General features: G+C 70.1%; 17 protein-coding genes. 4 read left to right on the top strand and 13 right to left on the bottom strand.

Going from position 1 to position 18,611, the window contains the following annotated elements:
- The first annotated feature begins 165 nt into the window (after positions 1-165).
- The gene (locus tag H0X90_RS03200) at positions 166-750 is read left to right on the top strand and encodes a putative glycolipid-binding domain-containing protein (RefSeq protein ID WP_006495916.1); all 585 of its coding nucleotides are present in this window, start codon (positions 166-168) and stop codon (positions 748-750) included.
- 4 nt (positions 751-754) lie between these two features.
- On the opposite strand, the gene H0X90_RS03195 is transcribed toward H0X90_RS03200, so the two are convergent.
- Positions 755-1,747 carry a sulfonate ABC transporter substrate-binding protein gene (locus H0X90_RS03195; RefSeq protein ID WP_012493243.1) on the bottom strand — a complete coding sequence of 331 codons (993 nt, stop codon included), beginning with the start codon at positions 1,745-1,747 and terminating at the stop codon, positions 755-757.
- A 213-nt stretch (positions 1,748-1,960) separates the two neighbouring features.
- Positions 1,961-2,368, bottom strand: coding sequence for a DUF427 domain-containing protein (locus H0X90_RS03190; RefSeq protein ID WP_006486183.1), 408 nt, complete (start codon positions 2,366-2,368; stop codon positions 1,961-1,963).
- Between the two features lie 378 nt (positions 2,369-2,746).
- On the opposite strand from H0X90_RS03190, the gene H0X90_RS03185 reads away from it, so the two are divergent.
- Entirely contained in the window at positions 2,747-4,408 is a 1,662-nt protein-coding gene (locus H0X90_RS03185; RefSeq protein ID WP_077190741.1) for an ABC transporter substrate-binding protein, read from the top strand.
- 45 nt (positions 4,409-4,453) lie between these two features.
- Here the strand turns inward: H0X90_RS03185 and H0X90_RS03180 are convergent, their stop codons facing one another.
- From H0X90_RS03180 to H0X90_RS03145, 8 genes are all read right to left on the bottom strand, one after another.
- Positions 4,454-5,401 (bottom strand): TauD/TfdA family dioxygenase, encoded by a 948-nt coding sequence (locus H0X90_RS03180; RefSeq protein WP_006486174.1) that lies wholly within the window; start codon positions 5,399-5,401, stop codon positions 4,454-4,456.
- Positions 5,402-5,549: 148 nt separating this feature from the next.
- Positions 5,550-6,503, bottom strand: coding sequence for a TauD/TfdA family dioxygenase (locus tag H0X90_RS03175; RefSeq protein ID WP_006486182.1), 954 nt, complete (start codon positions 6,501-6,503; stop codon positions 5,550-5,552).
- A 149-nt stretch (positions 6,504-6,652) separates the two neighbouring features.
- Positions 6,653-7,498 (bottom strand): ABC transporter ATP-binding protein, encoded by an 846-nt coding sequence (locus H0X90_RS03170; protein WP_058902931.1) that lies wholly within the window; start codon positions 7,496-7,498, stop codon positions 6,653-6,655.
- 39 nt (positions 7,499-7,537) lie between these two features.
- Positions 7,538-8,344, bottom strand: coding sequence for an ABC transporter permease (locus H0X90_RS03165; protein WP_077190740.1), 807 nt, complete (start codon positions 8,342-8,344; stop codon positions 7,538-7,540).
- Positions 8,345-8,379: 35 nt separating this feature from the next.
- Positions 8,380-9,222, bottom strand: coding sequence for an ABC transporter permease (locus H0X90_RS03160; protein ID WP_069353337.1), 843 nt, complete (start codon positions 9,220-9,222; stop codon positions 8,380-8,382).
- 14 nt (positions 9,223-9,236) lie between these two features.
- Positions 9,237-10,304, bottom strand: a complete 1,068-nt coding sequence (locus H0X90_RS03155; protein ID WP_006486187.1) for an ABC transporter substrate-binding protein — start codon at positions 10,302-10,304, stop codon at positions 9,237-9,239.
- A 104-nt stretch (positions 10,305-10,408) separates the two neighbouring features.
- Positions 10,409-11,656, bottom strand: coding sequence for a glycosyltransferase family 87 protein (locus H0X90_RS03150; RefSeq protein ID WP_006486178.1), 1,248 nt, complete (start codon positions 11,654-11,656; stop codon positions 10,409-10,411).
- A 6-nt stretch (positions 11,657-11,662) separates the two neighbouring features.
- Entirely contained in the window at positions 11,663-12,760 is a 1,098-nt protein-coding gene (locus H0X90_RS03145) for a glycosyltransferase family 2 protein (RefSeq protein WP_012493244.1), read from the bottom strand.
- A gap of 306 nt (positions 12,761-13,066) precedes the next feature.
- On the opposite strand from H0X90_RS03145, the gene H0X90_RS03140 reads away from it, so the two are divergent.
- Positions 13,067-13,441: a phage protein NinX family protein gene (locus H0X90_RS03140; RefSeq protein WP_006486180.1), complete on the top strand. Its 375-nt coding sequence runs from the start codon at positions 13,067-13,069 to the stop codon at positions 13,439-13,441.
- Positions 13,442-13,463: 22 nt separating this feature from the next.
- Here H0X90_RS03140 and H0X90_RS03135 read toward each other — a convergent pair whose 3' ends face one another.
- Entirely contained in the window at positions 13,464-14,450 is a 987-nt protein-coding gene (locus tag H0X90_RS03135) for an ABC transporter substrate-binding protein (protein WP_077190738.1), read from the bottom strand.
- A 172-nt stretch (positions 14,451-14,622) separates the two neighbouring features.
- A complete protein-coding gene (locus H0X90_RS03130) occupies positions 14,623-15,501 on the bottom strand; it encodes a LysR family transcriptional regulator (RefSeq protein WP_006495905.1) in 879 nt (292 codons plus the stop codon).
- Positions 15,502-15,601: 100 nt separating this feature from the next.
- On the opposite strand from H0X90_RS03130, the gene H0X90_RS03125 reads away from it, so the two are divergent.
- Positions 15,602-17,173 carry an MFS transporter gene (locus tag H0X90_RS03125; protein ID WP_077190737.1) on the top strand — a complete coding sequence of 524 codons (1,572 nt, stop codon included), beginning with the start codon at positions 15,602-15,604 and terminating at the stop codon, positions 17,171-17,173.
- 234 nt (positions 17,174-17,407) lie between these two features.
- Here H0X90_RS03125 and H0X90_RS03120 read toward each other — a convergent pair whose 3' ends face one another.
- Positions 17,408-18,592, bottom strand: coding sequence for a LysR family transcriptional regulator (locus H0X90_RS03120; protein WP_077190736.1), 1,185 nt, complete (start codon positions 18,590-18,592; stop codon positions 17,408-17,410).
- Positions 18,593-18,611: the final 19 nt, after the last annotated feature.

Below are 18,611 nucleotides of genomic sequence, written 5' to 3'. Positions count from 1 at the left end.
TACCGATCGACGGATGGTACCAAAGCGGCGAAGGGGCGACCGAGTGTGTCGGGCCGATACTGACTATCGGCCGGTGCGCCCGTGGCGCCGCCGAAGCCGCGTGCGTTCATCCGCACGGTGAGCGAAAATCGGTCTTCTTCCGCGCGACACGACAGGAGGCCCGACATGACGCAACGGAACGAATCTCGACGCACGCACTGCGTCGCATGGCAGATCGTGCAGACGTGGCAGGCGGCCGAATGGTGCCGGCTCGACGAGTCGCAAACGGGCATCGCGCTGTCGGGGGCGGTGACGGGCGCGCTCGACGGCACGCCGTTCCGGATCGACTACGCGATCGCATGCGGCGCCGACTGGCTCACCCGTTCGGCGCGCGTGACGCGGTGGACCGGCACGGCGCCGCCACGGCAATGGGACATCGCTTGCGATGCCGGGCAGTGGACGATCGACGGCGTCGAGGCGCCGATGCTTGCGGGCGCAACCGACATCGATCTTGGCTTCAGTCCGTCGACCAATACGCTGCCGATCCGGCGGCTGGCGCTCGCCGTCGGCGAGTCGGCCGAGATTCGCACCGCGTGGCTGCGTTTCCCCGGTTTCGACATCGTACGCGGCGAGCAGCGCTATGCGCGCACGGCGCCGCACGTGTATCGCTACGAGAGCGGCACGTATGCGGCCGATATCGGAACCGACGACGCGGGCCTCGTCACCGACTACGACGAATGGCGGCGCATCGGCGCGACGCCTGCATCGTGACGCGTCAGCGTGCGCTTGCCACCGATAGCTTGCCCGGGATCAGCTTCAGCGTGCTGAACGCGTCGGCGATGTTCTGCTGGTACGCGACCGTCGCGTCCGTGATCGGCTGCACGCCGTAGCCGGCGCGCTTGAGCGCGACTTCGAGCGTCGGTGCGTCGAGGCCGACGAGCGGCGACAGTTGCGCGGCCACCTCGGGCACGTGATCGCGCGCCCAGCGATCGACCGCGTCGACTTCGTCGAGCAGCGCGCGCAGCACCTGCGGATGCGCGGCCGCGTACTTGCGCGCCGCGAGGTAGTACTGCGTGTTGCGCACGAGAGCGTCGCCGTTCGCGACCACGCGCGCGCCGAGCTGCCGTTCGGCGGCGGCCAGATACGGATCCCAGATCACCCACGCATCGACGCTGCGCTGCACGAACGCGGCGCGCGCGTCGGCCGGCGTCAGGTAGATCGGCTGGATGTCGGCGTACGCGAGGCCCGCATGCTCGAGCGCCTTCACCAGCAGGTAGTGGACGTTCGAGCCCTTGTTGAACGCGACCTTCTTGCCGCGCAGTTGCGCGACGGTGCGGATCGGCGAATCGGGCAGCACGACGATCGCCTCGCCCTGCGGCGCGGGCGGCTCGTTGCCGATGTAGACGAAATCGACGCCGGCGGCCTGCGCGAAGATCGGCGGGGTTTCGCCGACCGTGCCGACGTCGATCGCGCCGGCGTTCAGCCCTTCGAGCAGTTGCGGGCCGGCCGGGAATTCGAGCCATTGCACGGTGACGCCCTGGTTCGCGAGACGCTTCTCGAGCGTGCCGCGTGCCTTGAGCACGACGAAGTTGCCGTATTTCTGGAAGCCGATGCGCAGCCGCGTGCCGCTGGCCTCGGCCCGCGCGGGCACGGCTGCGAGCGGGCCGAGCGCGAGCCCGGCCAGCCCGGCGGCCGCGCCGTGCAGCCACTGGCGGCGGCGCGGGTTCGCCGGATTCGTTTCAAGGTCTGCGTGCGGGGTGTCGTTCATCGGAATGTCCTGCGTGCGGGTTCACGGACCGCGCGCGGGGGCGGCGCGGCCGGCGCAGGACCGGGCCGGATGCGGGCGACGCACGCAACGGGCCGGCCCGCGCCGGATTCAGGACGATACGGCCGCGCGGGCCCGCGGCCAACCAACGAATGCTGATATGCAAATCAGCGGGCGCACGATACCGGCCCGCGGTGGAGCCGGGCGCGACCGTCTTCACTCGCTGACGAGCAGGCGTTCCTCGATCGAATCGACGCGATCCGGGTAGAACGCAAGGTGCCCGCGAATCGATTCGACGGCCGGATTCGGATGCTCGTACGTCCACACGGCATTGATCGAACGTTCGCCGCCGGCGGGGATCGAGTAGTACGCGCAATCGCCCTTGTACGGGCAGTACGTCGCGTGGTCGGTACGTTGCAGCAGCGACATGTCGGCATCCTCGCGCGGAATGTACAGCACCGCCGGATAGCTGGCCTCGCGCAGCACCAGCGCGTGGCGCGTATCGGCGACGACCTTGTCGGCCACCTTCACGATCACGCGGGACGAGTGCGGTTCGATCAGGATCGGATGATCGGGGCCCGGCGATTTCACCGGACGAGAGGGCGTATCGGGGCTGAGCGGCATCGTGGTTCCTCCAGAAAGGGCGGCGCGCACGGACGCGCCGTGCCGGCACGTGCGCGCGGGGCGGATTCCCGCGCGCGGGTGTCGGCGTCGGCCAACCGATACGATGCACCCATTCCGGAGAACCTGCAGGGGGCCGGAAGGCCATGCGGTGGCGCGCGAATGGTCGCGACGGTTTCGACGGTTTCGATGCGCGTGCCCGGGCGGCCCGCGGCCGTGTTCGGCATGGATGCGCCGCTCGCATGGACTTTTCGATGCAGCGGCAGCGGGATGCATCGGCGACGATAAGCAACGCGGAATTAATTGGTAAGCGATCGGCGGGAGGCGCGCGAAGATCGGCGGTCGTCATTCGCATGACAGCCCTTGCTTCCATCCGCCACCATGAAGAATCCTTTCGTTTCGTCAGCCGCGCGCCGTACGCGCGGCGTACCGCATGCCGGCGCCGTGCTTCGCGGCGTCGCCGCGTCGTTGCTGCTGGCCGGCGCCGCGACGCACGCGCTCGCCGCACCCGCCGGCAAGACGCTCGTGTACTGCTCCGAAGGTAGCCCGGCCGGCTTCGATCCCGGCCAGCACACGACGAGCACCGATTTCGATGCGAGCACGTACACGATCTACAACGGGCTCGTGCAGTTCAAGCGCGGCACGCTCGATCTCGTGCCGTCGCTGGCGACGAGCTGGGACGTGTCGCCCGACCAGCGCACGATCACGTTTCATTTGCGGCGCGGCGTGAAGTTCCAGACCACCGCGTGGTTCACGCCGACGCGACCGTTCCAGGCCGACGACGTCGTGTTCACGTTCCGCCGGATGCTCGACCCGGACGATCCGTTCCGCAAGGCCTATCCGGTCAGCTTCCCGTATTTCAGCGATCTCGGCTTCGACCGCAACATCGAGCGCATCGAGAAGGTCGACGACTATACGGTGCGCTTCGTGCTGAAGTCGCCCGACGTCGTGTTCGTGCGCAATCTCGCGATGGCGTTCGCGTCGGTGCTGTCGGCCGAATATGCGGGGCAGCTCGCCGCGCGTCATCGCGAGTCCGACATCAACCAGTTCCCGGTCGGCACGGGGCCGTTCCTGCTGCGCACGTACCAGAAGGATGCGCTGATCCGCTACGACGCGAATCCCGACTACTGGAAACCGGACGACGTGAAGCTCGCGCGCCTCGTGTTCGCGATCACGCCCGATCCCGCCGCGCGCTTGCAGAAGCTCGTGGCCGGCGAATGCCAGGTGTCGGTGTTTCCACGGCCGGCCGATCTCGAGACGGTGCGGCGCGACCCGAGGCTGACGCTGTTTTCGGGCACGGGCTTCAACGTCGGGTTCGTCGCGTACAACACGCAGCATCCGCCGCTCGATCGCGTCGACGTGCGGCGCGCGCTCGACATCGCGATCGACAAGACGGCGATCATCAAGACCGTGTTCAACGGCGACGCGGCGGTCGCGACGAACCCGATGCCGCCCGCGCAATGGTCGTACAACCCGCGCCTGAAGGACGCGCCGCGCGATCCGGGCGCCGCGAAGGCGCTGCTCGCGCAGGCCGGCTTTCCGAACGGCTTCGACCTGACGCTGTGGGCGATGCCCGTGCAGCGCCCGTACAACCCGAATGCGCAACTGATGGCGCAACTGATCCAGCAGGACTGGGCGAAGATCGGCGTGCGCGCGAAGATCGTCAGCTACGAATGGGGCGAGTACAACCGCCGCGCGAAGCACGACGGTCAGCACGACGCGATCCTGTACGGCTGGTCGGGCGACAACGGCGACCCCGACAACTGGCTCGGCACGCTGCTCGGCTGCGACGCGGTGCACGGCAGCAATCTCGCGAAGTGGTGCAACAAGGACTTCGAGCAGCTCGTGACGGCGGCGCGTTCGAACGCGGATGTCGCGAAACGCACGGCGCTGTACGAGCAGGCGCAGGTGGTGTTCAAGGACCAGGTGCCGTTCACGCCGATCGCGACGTCGATCGTGTCGCTGCCGATCTCCAAGCGCGTACACGGGCTGACGTTCTCGCCGCTCGGCGGGCACCGGTTCGACGGCGTGTGGCTCGATTGACGGAAGTGGGGGCCGGCGCGTTCGTACGCGCCGGCGTTCGCCGCGTCAGTTGAGTGCGACGGCGGCCGCGGTTTCGACCGGCGTGCCTTCGAGCGCGACCGACGGCCGGCCGTCGGGGCCGACCGGCACGTCGCCGATCAGTGTCGTGCGATACAGCTGGCGATCGAAGTCGAGATCGAAGATGTCGACGGGCGCGAGATGGGCGGTCGCACGGTTGTCCCAGAACGCGATGCTGCGCGGCTCCCATTTGAAGCGGATCGTGAATTCCGGCCGCGTTACGTGTTCCCACAGCAGTTCGAGCAGCGCCTGGCTCTCGCGCGGCGTCAGCCCGACGATCGATTTCAGGAAGCTCGGGCTCACGTACAGCGCGCGTTCGCCGGTTTCCGGATGCACGCGCACGAGCGGATGCTCGGTCACGAGCGGGCGGCGCTCGACGGCGTCGTCGAATGCGCCGGTCGCGCGCGCGCCGGGCGGCGGCGTGAAGCGATGGATGCCGCGCAGGGTATCGACGAAGCCGCGCAGCGGCGCGGACAGCGTTTCGTACGCGCGCACGAGGTTGGTCCAGTGCGTGTCGCCGCCGTACGGCGGGATCGTCACGCCGCGCAGGATCGACGCCCACGGCGGATTCACGGCGGCCGTCACGTCGGTGTGCCAGCCGGTCCAGGGCCGGCGCACCGGTTCGCCTTCGAAACGCGTCGCCTTGCGATGCTTCGCGATCGAATAGACGGCCGGATGGCCGTCGACGTGCCCGAACACCGGGTGGCCGACCGTCGGCTCGCCGAACTGCGCGGAGAACGCGACATGCTGCTCGTGCGTGAGGAATTGTTCGCGGAAGAAGACGACGCGCCATTTCAGCAGCGCGGCGCGGATCGCCGCGATCTGCGGCGTGGTCAACGGTTGCGTGAGGTCGACGCCGCGGATTTCCGCGCCGATATGGGCGGACAGCGGGATCACGTCGACCGGCTGGGCGGCGGGTTCGAGTAGGGCGCTCATGCGACGCTCCTGGCGGTTGTGAACGGGAGAGACGGACGACATCGTTGCGCGTGCAGGCGTCGGTCAGGTGGCGTGCGGTTCATCGCGGGTGTCCTCCAGGGAAATCGCGCGGCGGCGCGGGAAAGGGCGCCGCCGCGGGATGTGGACGTTATTGCAGCGTGGCGCCCGGCCCCTTCAGCAGGACGCTCCGGCGGCCGTCGATGCCGACCGGCACGTCGCCGTGAACGGTCGCGCGGCGCACGACGCGGCGCGCATCGCCGTAGTCGTTGATCGCGTAGTGCTGGGTCGCGCGGTTGTCCCAGATCGCGACGTCGCCTTCCCGCCAGTTCCAGCGCACGGTGTTCTCGAGGCGCGTCACGTGCTCGTGGAACACCTGCAGCAGATGCGCGGAATCCTGCGCCGACAGCCCCTTGAGTCGCTGCACGAAGTGGCCGAGCACGAGCGTGCGCTCGCCGGTTTCCGGATGCACGCGCACGACCGGGTGCTCGGTTTCGTAGACGGTCGACGTGAACACTTCGCGGTAGCGCTTCAGTTGCGCATCGTCGGCATGCACGTGCGTCGACGCATAGTCGTAGGCGTTCGTATGCAGCGCCCACAGCGTGTCGGCGAGCGCACGCAGCGGGTCGGGCAGATGCGCGTACGCGGCGGCCGTGTTGGCCCAGACGGTATCGCCGCCGAATGGCGGAATCACGACCGCGCGCAGGATCGAGATCTTCGGGTACGCGTCGACGAAGGTCACGTCGGTGTGCCACGAATTGGCGCGTGCGCCGTGCGCGGAATCGAGTTCGAGCAGGGCCGCGCTGCCGTCGACGGACGGCACGGTCGGGTGCGCGACCGTGTCGCCGAAGCGGCGGGCGAATGCTTCCTGCGCGGTGTCATCGAGATGGTGCTGGCCACGGAAGAACAGCACCTTGTGGCGCAGCAGCGCGGCCTGGATCGCGTCGAACGTCGCATCGTCGAGCGTGGCCGACAGCCGCACATCGGCGATTTCGGCGCCGATCCGGCCGGCGACCTGGCGAAGCTGGAGCGGGACGGCGGCCGGGCGCGGTGCGGCATGCGAAGCGGGCGAAAACGACGGAGCGGCGTGCTGGACTTCGGACATCGGGAGTCTCCTGGAGTCGGGGTCGGTCGAATCTCCATTCAAGCAGGGACCGCGCGGAACCGGAACCGATGAATCGTCACAACCTTAGCGTGCGCGCTGCGATGAACGATATGTGTCGTCCTGCTGAACAAGGCGCGCGCGTCGCGTCGCTACCACGCGAGCCGCCATTCGCCGATCCGGTGCGGGCGCGCCGCGTCGATGCGCGTGCCGCCCGACGCGTCGTCGCCCGGTGGCTCGCCGTCGTCGAAATCGGCGAGCACGGTGTCGCGCAAGCGCGCGAATTCCAATGAATCGCGCCGGCGCGGGCGCGGCAGCGCGACGTCGACGATGCGCGCGATGCGGCCCGGACGCGGCGCCATCGTGACGACGCGGTCGCCGAGATAGACCGCTTCGTCGACGTCGTGCGTGACCAGCATCATCGTGATGCGCTCCTGTTCCCAGATGCGCAGCAGTTCGTTCTGCATCTTCGCGCGCGTCTGCGCGTCGAGCGCGCCGAACGGCTCGTCGAGCAGCAGCACGCGCGGCCGGTTCACGAGGCCGCGCGCGATCGCGACGCGCTGCGCCATCCCGCCCGACAACTGGTTCGGAAACGCGTGCTCGAAGCCGTTCAGCCCGACGAGCGCGATGTGCTCCGCGACCGCGCGCCGTTTCGCGGCCGGGTCCAGCGGTGCGTTGCGCAGTGCGGCGCCGATGTTCTGTTCGACGGTCAGCCACGGGAACAGCCGGTGATCCTGGAACACGATGCCGCGCTGCAGCGACGTGTCGCGCACGCGTTCGTCGCCGGCACGGATTTCGCCCGTGTAATCGGTATCGAGTCCGGCGACGAGCCGCAGCAGCGTCGACTTGCCGCAGCCGCTGGCGCCGACGATCGTGACGAATTCGCCGGCGCGCACGTGCAGCGAGACGTCGTCGAGCACGGCGAGCGTCGTGCCGCGCTGCGTGTAGTGCTTGCTGACATGGAGGATGTCGAGCGAATCGGAGGCGAGGGTCGTCATGGCGGTCCGGGGAAGAGGCGACAGGAAGAAAAAGGACGCTCAACGGGGCAGGTCGCCGCGCCGGGCCAGCACCTTGCGCTCGAGCGCGCGCGCGGTCGCGTTCAGCGCCCAGCCGGTCACGCCGACGACGATGATCCCGAACAGCACGAGATCCATCCGGAACTGCTCGCTGCCGTCGATCAGCGTGTTGCCGATCCCGCTGCCGGCGACGAGCAGGTACTCGGCGCCGAGCGTCGCGAGCCACGAATAGATCAGGCCGAGATACAGGCCGGTGAAGATCGACGGCAGCGCGGCCGGCAGGATCACGTGGCGGATCAGCTGGAGCCGCGAGTAGCGCAGTGCGCGAGCGACATCGACATACGCGCGCGGCACTGCGTGAATGCCGTCGCAGGTATGGGCGGCGACGGGCAGCAGCGCGGCGAGCGACAGGAACACGACCTTCGCGACGTCGCCGAGCCCGAACCACACCGAAATCAGCGGAATCCACGCGAACAGCGAGATCTGCTTGAACGTGTCGAAGCTCGGGCCGACCATTCGCGCGGCGATGCGCGACAGCCCGAGCACGGCGCCGAGCCCCAGCCCGCCCGTCGCGCCGATCGCGAACCCGCACGCCTCGCGCGCAAGCGATGCCGACAATGCACGGCCGAGCGCGCCGCTCGTGGCCTGCGCCCACGCGGTGTGCAGCACGTCGGCGGGACCGACGAGCAGGCCGCTTTTCACGAGATGGGCGGAAGCGACGGCCCACCAGCACGCCAATGCGGCGAGCGGCAGGACGAAGCCGCGCCAGTCGGGTGCATGCAGGCGGCGGGCGGGCGGTGTCGTTGACGGCGTGGCGGCGTGGGGCACGGGCGACTCTCCTTCGATTGGTCGGGCGGACCGGTTCAACCGCGAAACGCGGACGGCACGCCGCGGCGCAGGCGCGCTTCGAGTGCGTCGAGCGCCCGGTTGATCAGCAGGCCGACCGCGCCGACCACGACCACGGCCGCCATCACGAGATCGAGCTGGAACAGTTGCCGCCCGTACACGATCAGGTAGCCGAGCCCTTCGGACGACGCGACGAGTTCGACCACGACGAGCGCGAGCCACGATTTCGTGAACGCGAGCCGCACGCCGGTCGCGAGCGTCGGAATCGCGGCCGGCAGCACGACGTGGAGGATGCGTTGCCGGCGCGTGTAGCCGAACCCGCGCGCGACTTCGTCGAGCGCGGGCGGCGTCTGGCGAAACCCCTGCAACGTGCTCAGCGTGACGGGGACGAGCGCCGCATGCGCGATCAGCAGGTATTTCAGCGGTTCGCCGACGCCGACGAGCAGCAGCAGGAACGGCAGCCAGCCGAGCACCGGAATCTGCACGAGCGCGTTGAAGCTCGGCAGCACGTAGGCTTCCAGCGTGCGCGACAGTCCGAGCGCGACGCCGATCGACGCGCCGAGCAGCGTGCCGGCCGCGAAGCCGACGAGCACGCGCTGCAGGCTGATCAGCGTGTGGCGCACGAGATCGCCGTTCGATGCGAGGTCGGCCAGCGTGTCGACCACGCGTTCGGGCGGCGGCAGGATCTGCGGCGCGATCCAGCCGCGCGCGCTGCCGACGCTCCACAGCGCGAACAGCAGCGCGGGCAGCGCCCACGGTGCGAGCTGCCACGCGAGTCGTCGCAGCGCCGCCGCGCGGCGCGGCGGCACGGCGAGCGCGGGCGATTCGGACGACGGGACGGGAAACGCGGTGTCGCTCATCGGGGCGGTCCGGGTCAGGAGAGGGGCTTGCCGGCCGCGTCGTAACGTTGCCAGTAGTGTTCGAGCTTCAGCGTGCGCAAGGCATTGTCGAGATATTTCGGCTCGAACCAGCCGTCGACGTCGACCGGCTGGCGGATCAGCTTCAGGTTCAGCGCATCCTGCGCGACGGCCTTGTAGCGCGCGATGACGAACGGGTCGATCAGCGGGGACAGGCGGTCCTTCAGACGCTGGTTCGCGTAGTCGTCCTGCCACGACGAATACGGCACGCCGCTTTTTGCCCACAGCTTGAACAGCGCATCGCGGTTCGCCTCGTCGGACGACCATTGCGCACCCTTCACGAACGCGGTGACGACGCGCTGCACGATGTCCGGATGCGCGCGGTCGAAATCGTCGAGCACGAGCAGGTGGGTCTGGCGCGTCAGCTGCGGGCCGTCGTTCTGCGATTCGTAGATGATCTTCGCGAGGCCCGCGTCGCGCAGCTTGTATAGCGCGTAGTCGCCCACCGACGCGTCGATGCCTTTCGACGCGAGCGCGGCGAGCGAACTGGCGGCGTCGAGGTTGATCACGCGCAGGTCACGTTCGCCGAGGCCGTTCTTCGCGAGCGCGTTGTCGGCGACGAGCTGCAGGTTGGTGCCGCGGAAGATCGACACGCGGCGGTCCTTCAGGTCCTTGATCGAGCGGATCGTCGAGTCGGGCGGCACCGCGATCTTGATGCCCGAGCGCACGCTCGCGGCGAGCAGCAGGCGCGTCTTGATCCCGTTCGAGCGCGCGAGCACGGCGGGCAGGTCGCCCTGGTACGCGAAGTCGAGCGCCTTGTTGGCGATCGCCTCGTTGACGGCCGGGCCCGCGCCCTTGAAGAACAGCCATTGCACCTTGATGCCGTCGGCGGCGAATTCCTTCTCGACGAGCTGTTGCAACTGCACGGTGGCGGCGCTCGATCCGCCGAAGGTGGGGGGATCGCCGGCGCCTTGCTGGGCAACGCCGATACGCAGGGTGGTGGGCTTGTCGGCGTGCGCGGCGGCGGCCGGCAATGCAACGAGGGACGCGATCAGCAGCGATCGCAGCAGGCGCAGTGGAAGCATGGAATCGATGGATCCGGGACGTTGGGGAACGAGGCCGGGCCGCAGCCCGTCGGGTCATTCTCGGTGACGCCCCGGGGCCGGACAAGCAACGATTTGAACTATGCTTATCGCCGCGCGGGGGATCGCGGCAGGGAGCCTGCGCGCCGCAGCAGCACGAGCAGCGCGATCGATATGACAGCGGGCCCCATCTGCGGCAGCTTCATCCACGGATTCAGAAACTCGTACAGCGGCAGCGCCCACATGACGGCGACGATGGATTGCTCGCCGCGCCGCCAGCCGTACTGCGAGCCGATGGCGATCATGCACGCGATCGGGACGCACAGCCACGACAGTTCGTAGTGCCAGACATACGGATTGGCGGCCAGCGTCGCGACGACGAGTACCGCACCGCGCAACCGCGCGTCCCGGCTGCGGCGCCAGACGCAGCACGCTGCCGCGAGCGCGATTGCCGCGATGGCGGCTTGTCCCGCGAACGCGAGGGCCGGCGGCAGGCCGGCGAGCCGAAACGCCGCGAACGGCGTCGGCGACGCAAACCAGAACGGCACGCCATGTTCGATGATCAGCGAACGCAGCGCCCCGGCATTCTGCAGAAACAGGCGGAGCGGTTCGATGCCGCCCGCCGCGATCCCCAGCGCGGTGATGGCGGTCGCCCAGGCCGCGGCCCACGCGAACGCGCGCCACGCGCGCGCGGCAATCAGCACGAACGGCAACAGCATGGCCAGTTGCGGCTTGACCGACAGGAGCCCGATACAGAGGCCGGCCAGCATCGGCCGCCGGTCGACGAAATACACGGCGAGCGCCGCACATGCCGCGGTCAGCATCGCGTTCTGTCCGTACATCGCGGTGACGAGCACGCCCGGGCAGGCGAGCAGCGCGAGCCAGCCGATGCGCGTCGCGCCGGGTACGGCGCCGAACCCCGACACGCGCCACACCGCGAGGCCGAGCAGCACGATGCCGAGCACGACGAACAGCGGATAGCTGATCGCGTAGGGCAGCAGCGCGAGCGGTGTCACCGCGAGCAGATACGACGGCGGGTACAGCCACGGCAGGAACACATGGCGGCCCGCCGACGGGAACAGTCCGGCGAGCGCGCGCGAGAACGCGGGGACGTCGTACGCCTGCCACGGCGAGCCGTGGAGCATCAGATGGGACGCGGACCAGAACACCATATACCCCGAGCCGGGGCGGAACGTGTCCGAATCGGTCGAATGAAAGCCGATCCAGAGCAGGATCGACCCCAGCAGCACGCCGATCACCAGCATGACCGCGCTGTAAAGCGCGATGCGTCCGGGGGTGAGCCAGACGCGGACAGGGCGTTCGTCGCGCCGTATCGACGAGCCGGAAATATCCATGCGGCGCTACTTGACCGACAGATTGCGCGGCGCCTGCGCGCCAGCCACGACCGTCTGCCGGCGCCGGGCCGTCGCGATGCGCCGGACCGGAAACTGCAGCAGCTTCGAGCCGTCCGGGGCCCCGGCGTGCCGTGCGGGCTGCAGGCCGGCCTGCGCATCGGCCCGGTAGCGGCGCCGGACGAGGTAGACCGGGCGCTGCTTCGATTCATGATAGATGCGGCCCAGGTATTCGCCGATCACGCCGATGCCGATCAACTGGATGCCGCCGACGAACAGCATGACCGAGATCAGCGACGCGTAGCCGTGCACCGGATTGCCGAACAGCAGCGTGCGCATCACGATGTACGCGCCGTAGACGAACGACAGCACGGCGAACGCGAGGCCGATGTAGGTCCACACGCGCAACGGCACGGTGCTGAAGCTCGTGATGCCCTCGAGCGCGAAGTTCCAGCGTCGCCACCCGGAGAATTTCGAGTGACCGCCGCTGCGTGCGGCGCGCGTGTATTCGATGATCTCGGTCCGGTAGCCGACCCACGCGAACAGGCCTTTCATGAAGCGTCGGCGCTCGGGCAGCGCGCGCAGCGCGTCGACGACCTGACGGTCCATCAGCCGGAAATCGCCGACGTTCTCCGGCATCTCGACTTCGGACAGCTGGTTATGCACGCGGTAATAGAGCGCGGCGGCCACGCGCTGCATCAGCGGGTCGCACCTGCGGTCGGTGCGCTTCGCGGCGACGACCTCGGCGCCGGCGTGCCAGCGTTCGAGCATCGCGGGGATCAGCGCGGGTGGGTCCTGCAGGTCGGCGTCGATCAGGATCACGGCGGCGCCGGCCGCTTCGTCGATGCCGGCGGTCAGCGCGGCCTCCTTGCCGAAGCGCCGCGTGAGGTCGACGATGCGCACGCGCGAATCGGCGACCGCGATGTCGATCAGCTTGTCCAGCGTGCCGTCGCGGCTGCCGTCGTTCACGCAAACGATCTCGAAGCGCGCGGTGCCGATCGCTTCCAGTATCGGAACGGTGGTCGCGAAGAACGCATCGATCGCTTCTGCTTCGTCGTGAAACGGCACGACGAGCGATACCAACGGCTTCAGGGTGTGCCTGGACATACGTCCCCCCGTGAGATCCGGTCTGCGCCGCATTGTCTGGTCCTGTTGTCGCCGAACGTGCGGAAACGGGTCCGGATCGGCGCGCGTTTGTGTTTGTGATGGGCTCGATGGCGTGCCGCGGGCCGGGCGGCAAGCCGTCAGATCATTCTACGCAGGAATGTCACACAGGTGACAGCGTGCGCGGGTTTGTTCGGGGGCGGGATTTCGCGATGCAGCGGCTCGCCGGGGCGCCGAGGCGCCGTCCGGACCGCGCGTGCGTGCGCAACGGTTAGCATGTCGACTGGAACGACGGCGACGGAGAGGGCCATGCAAGTCCAGGATCTGACCGGTGCGGCGCTGGATTACTGGGTCGCGACCGCGGAAGGCCACGAGGTGCCGCGTGCCGACGCGTCCGGCTGCACGTCGATCCGCGAACCGGGCGGCGTCCCGACACCGTTCGCGCCGTCATCGTCCTGGGCGGACGGCGGTCCGATCGTCGAGCGGCTGCCGTTTGCCGGGTTCGAGCGCGACGGCGGGCGAGGTGCGTGGCGTGCCGTGCTGCACCGCGCGGTGCCGGCCGCGGGCGAGCGCTGCACGTTCAACCAGTCGGGGCCGACGCTGCTGATCGCCGCAATGCGCACGCTCGTCGCGTCGACGTTCGGCGACGACGTGCCGGATCTCGATATGGCGCGGCCGCGCTGAGCGCATCCTCGCGCCGCATCGCTCACGCGGACACCTGCCGGATGGCGATCGATGCAACGTCGACACGGCGCGGCAGGATCGCGTCCGCCGCCGCGCGATCGGCGACGCGCTGCAACACGTCGATGTCGGCGCCGCTGAGGCTGCGCTGCGCGAGCGCGGCCCGGCGCGCGATGTCGGTGGCCGCATCGGGCGGCAGGCGCGTGAGCGACGCATAGACGCTCGCGTAGTCGGCCGGGTGCGCGAGCGCCCACTGGCCCGCGCGGGCGAGCCGCGCGAGCACGTCCGCAAGCGCCGCGCGCTTGCCGCGATCGTCGAGTGTCTCGACCGGCGACGTCAGGAACGCGAGCCCCGAATTGATGCCGCTGCCGTCGCGGACGATGCGCGCGCCGCGGCGCACCGCATGCCCGTAGTACGGATCGAACGTGGCCCAGATGCCGATCCGCTTCGCCTCGAACGCGGCGAACGCGTCGACCGGCAGCACGAAGCGCACGTCGACGTCGCGCGGCGCGAGCCCGTGTTCGCGCAGCGCGCCGTACAGCTGGTATTGCGAGATGCTGCCGCGCGCCGACGATACGACCACGGTTTGCCCTTTCAGGTCGGTCACGGCGCGAACCGGCGAGTCGGGCTGCACGACGATGCCGAGCGACGCCGGCGAACCGACGCGCGTCGCGACGATCCGCAACGACGGATCGCCGAGCGCGGCCGTCAGGACCGGCAGGTCGCCGGCCGGCGCGAGATCGATCGCGCCCGCGCGCTGCGCTTCGAACAGCGGCGCGGCGCCCTGGAAGTTGGCCCAGCGGAACCGGTACGGCGTGCCGTCGAGCACGCGCGCCGCTTCGGCGAGCGCGCGCAGGCCGCCGGCCTGGTCGCCGAGGACGAGCGTGACGCCCGACAGATCGGCGCCGGCCGCGCGGGCGGGCAGGGCAAGGCCGCCCGCGAACGGCGCGGCGGCGAGGGCGGCAAGGCGCTGCAGCGCGCGGCGGCGCGCTGGGGCGGAAGCGTGGGGCATCGGCGGTGTGTCCTCGGTGATCCGCGCGCGGGCCGCGCGGCTGCCGGGCAGGTTACGGAATCGGTTTCCGGCCGACAAACATCGAATCGTGAAATGCATATTCGCGCGGCGGGCGCCGGTGCGGCCGGCGTCGACCCGACGCCCGGACGCCCGGGACGCTTGCGCGGGCGCTTTACGCGGCCGGCGGCATCGTGCGCAGGAATGCCCGCACCGCAGGCGCCTTTTCGAACCGCCGGTGCGCGAGCGCGAGTTCCGACATGATCGGCTTGCCGGCGATCGGCCGGTACACGACGCCCGGCAGCGACACGCAACCGGCGAGCGCGTCGGGAATCACCGCGACCCAGCCGTTCACCGACACGCACGCGAGCACCGCGAGCAGGCCGCCCGGCCGCGCGGCGACCACCGGCGCGAAGCGGCCGCGGCGCGCGACTTCGAGCGTGCCGAATTCTTGTTCGGGCACCGCGAAGCGCGCGTCGGCGAGGTCCGCCGCGCGCACGGCGGCCATCGCCGCGTAGCGCGAATCGGCGGGCACGGCCGCGACGAACACGTCGCGCTGCAGCGTGACGATCCGCAGGCCGCCGGGCAGCGCGAGCGGCGGGCGCACGTACGCGAGGTCGAGCCGGCCGGCGTCGAGCTGGTTCGCGACGTCGTCCATCGGCACTTCGCGCAGGTTCAGCTCGATGCGCGGGTGAGCGGTGCGAAATGCGCCGACGGTGCGCTGCAGCGTGCCCGAATACACGGCCGACGACACATAGCCGATCTCGATCCGGCCGAGTTCGCCGCGTTCGGCCAGCGCGGCGAGTTCGCGGCCGCGTTGCAGATGCTCGACCGCGGCGCGCGCTTCCGCGAGATAGGCCTCGCCGGCGGCGCTCAGCGTGACCGCCCGGCGCGACCGGTGAAACAGCCGCACGCCGAGCACCCGCTCGGCTTCCTGGATCTGCCGCGTGAGCGCGGGCGGCGCCATGTCGAGCGCCTCCGCCGCGCGCGCGAAATGCAGATGTTGCGCGACGCTCAGGAACGCCCGCACGTGACGGAATTCGAGCCGGTCCATGGTTGCAATTTTCGTCAATAAAACAGCATTGAAGTGTCAATGACAGGCAATACGGGACAAGCCTAGCATACGGCTCGCTCATCCTGTTCCGGAGTGCCGGATGTCCCAGTCTTCACCGGCGTCGCGCACGAGCGCGGCTGCCGTCCCGCGCACGGGCACCCGCCTGCCTGCCGCCGCGACGCTCGCCGTCGCATCCGCGACCTGCTCGCTGATCGTGCTCGACACCAACGTGGTGGCCGTCTCGCTGCCAAGCATCGCGCGCAGCTTTCATGCGAGCTTCGCCGATATCGAATGGGTCGTGAGCGCGTACATGACCGCGTTCGCCGCGTGTCTGCTGCCGGCCGGCGGGCTCGCCGACCGCTTCGGACGCAAGCGGATGCTCTTCACGGGGCTCGCGCTGTTCCTTGTCGCGTCGCTCGGCTGCGGCATCGCGCCGTCGGCCGGCTGGCTGATCGCCGCGCGTGCGGTGAAGGGCGGCGGCGCCGCGCTGCTGCTGACCGCGGCGCTCGCAGTGATCGCGAACCGTTTCCCGGACGGCCGCGAGCGGGCCCGTGCGTGGGCGATCTGGGGCATGTGCATGGGAATCGCGACGGCCATCGCGCCGCTCGTCGGCGGCGCGATCACGCAATGGATCGGGTGGCGCTGGGTGTTCCTGCTGAACCTGCCCGTCTGCCTGCTGCTGGCGGCCGGTGCGCGCGTCGCGATCGACGAATCGAACGATCCGCATGCGAAGCGCGTGGATGCGGCCGGCAGCCTGCTGTTCGGCGCGGCGCTCGCCTGGGCGATCGCGGCGCTGATCGGTGCGCCGTCGCACGGCTGGCTGTCGGGCGCGACGCTTGGCCGGCTCGCGCTCGCGGCCGCGCTGCTGGCGGCGTTCGTCGGAGCGGAGCGCTGGCAAGCGCGGCCGATGATCGATCTCGCGCTGTTTGGCCAGCCGCGCTTCGTCGGCGCCGTGCTCGCGATGTTCGGTTACGCGGCGTGCGCGCAGGTGATGATGACGTTCCTGCCGCTGTACCTGCAAAACGCGTTCGGGATGTCGGCGATCGACGCGGGGCTCGGGATGCTGCCGTTCGCGTTCGCGATGATCGCCGGTCCGTCGCTCGGCGCGGCGCTGGCCGCGCGCGTGTCGTCCGGCGGCGTGCTGGCGGGCGGGCTCGCGCTGATCGGCGCCGGCAACCTCGCGACCGCGGCGCTGACGGCCAGTGGCGACTACCGGCTCGTCGCGCTCGGCATGTTCGTGACGGGGTGCGGCGCGGGCATCATGAACGGCGACACGCAGAAGGCGATCATGGCGTGCGTGCCGCCGCATCGCACCGGCATGGCGTCGGGCATCAGCACGACGACGCGCTTCTCGGCGATCGTCACGGCCGTCGGCGTGCTCGGCGCGGTGCTGGCGGCGAGCACGCATGCGCGGCTCGACCGCCTGCTGTCCGCGACGCCTGGCCTGCGCGTATTCGCCGATGAGTCGTTCATGTCGAGCCTGCTGGCCGGCGATCTGGCGCAGGCGCTCGGCCGCGTGCCGCCGGCCGCTGCCGGCACCCTCGCGCGGGCGGCGCCCGTCGCGTTCGCGAGCGGGTTCGCCGATGCGCTCACGGTGAGCGGCGTGCTGGCGCTGGTTGCGGCCGTCGTTGCATACAAGTTGCTGACGCAACCGATGCGCGAAGGCGCGTGATGTGAAACGATGTGAAGCATGCGCAACGTCGCGCACGGTCCTGCTGTTTGTCGACGTTCGGGGCGATCGTGTCGCTGCCGGTGATTCGATCGAGCGGCCACCGGCGTTCGCGATGCGACGCCCACCGACACGGGTCCGACGCGTCATCCCGACGATTCGGCACGGCGCGGGTGAACAGGACCGGTCTGACATGCGGCCGCCGAGCGGATCATGCCGGCCCGGGTGCGGTGCCGGTCAGTGCGACTTCGTCGCGGTGCGGTGGATGCGTGCCGCGTGCGCGACGCGCGCCGGATGCGACGCATGACAATGCGGGGCCGGTCTGCGGCGCGTGCGCCGGGTGGGTTCGGGCGGCTCGGCGGCGGCCGGCGCGGTTTTCGCGGTGTCCGCATCGGGCCCGGAAGCGGATACGGCGGCGACCGCCGCGACCGCAGGCAGCCTCGCCTCGGCGTCAAGCCATGCGCGCGTCGCCTCGGCGATCAGCCCGCGCAGCCAGCGAACGCCTTCCGCGCACGGCCCCGATTCGTTCCACGTCATCCGGTACACGATATCCGGCGGCTCGGCCGGCAGCGCGACCGCGGCGAGCGGCAGCAGCTTCGCGTAGTGCCGCGCGAGCCGGTACGTGGTGGTGAGGATCAGGTCGGCGCGCACCAGTGCGTGCGCGGCCAGTTCGAAGTGCGGCAGCGTGACGACGATGCGCCGCTGCAGGCCCACGCGTTCGAGCTGCCGGTCGATCGCGCCCGACGCTTCGAGCCACGACGGCGTCGGGCACAGCTGCGGCGCCGCCGCGAATCCGGCGGCCGTCATCGCGCCGCATCGCGCGAGCGGATGCGTCGCGCGCATCAGGCACACGACGCGGTCGTCGAACAGGTCGTCCTGCCGGAAGCGCGACTGGCGTGCGGGCCGGTTGTCGATCACGACGTCGAGTTCGCCGTCGGCCAGCGCGCGCTCGTCGTCGAACCCGTCGCCGAGCGGATGAAACACCAGTTGCGCGTTCGGCGCGCGCTCGCGAAACAGCGCGACGAGTTTCGGCACGAACAGCACGTTCAGGTAGTCCGGGCAGCCGATCCGGTAGGTGCGCACCGACGTGCGCGCGTCGAACGTCGGCTGCTGGATGCGGATGAAGTCGATCACGCGCAGCGCGTTGCGCAGCGGCTCGATCAAGCGCGCGCCGAACTCGGTCGGCACCATCCCGTAGCGGCTGCGCACCAGCAGCGGATCGCCGAGCAGCGTGCGCAGGCGCTTGAGCGCGGCGCTCGTCGCCGGCTGCGACATGTTCAGGCGCACGGCCGCGCGCGACACGGTGCGCTCGGTCAGCAGCACGAGCAGGATGCGCATCAGCCGTGCATCGAGCACGTCGAGCGCGCCCGTGGCGTCGGACGCGCCGCGGCGCAGCGCGGTCGGGTCTAGCGGGTCCGGCATGCCGATCCGCCTCCCGGCG

The organism is Burkholderia sp. 9775_39, assembly GCF_015712225.1.
Taxonomy (GTDB): Bacteria; Pseudomonadota; Gammaproteobacteria; order Burkholderiales; family Burkholderiaceae; genus Burkholderia; species Burkholderia cenocepacia.
This window is presented reverse-complemented; position numbering and strand designations above follow the sequence as displayed.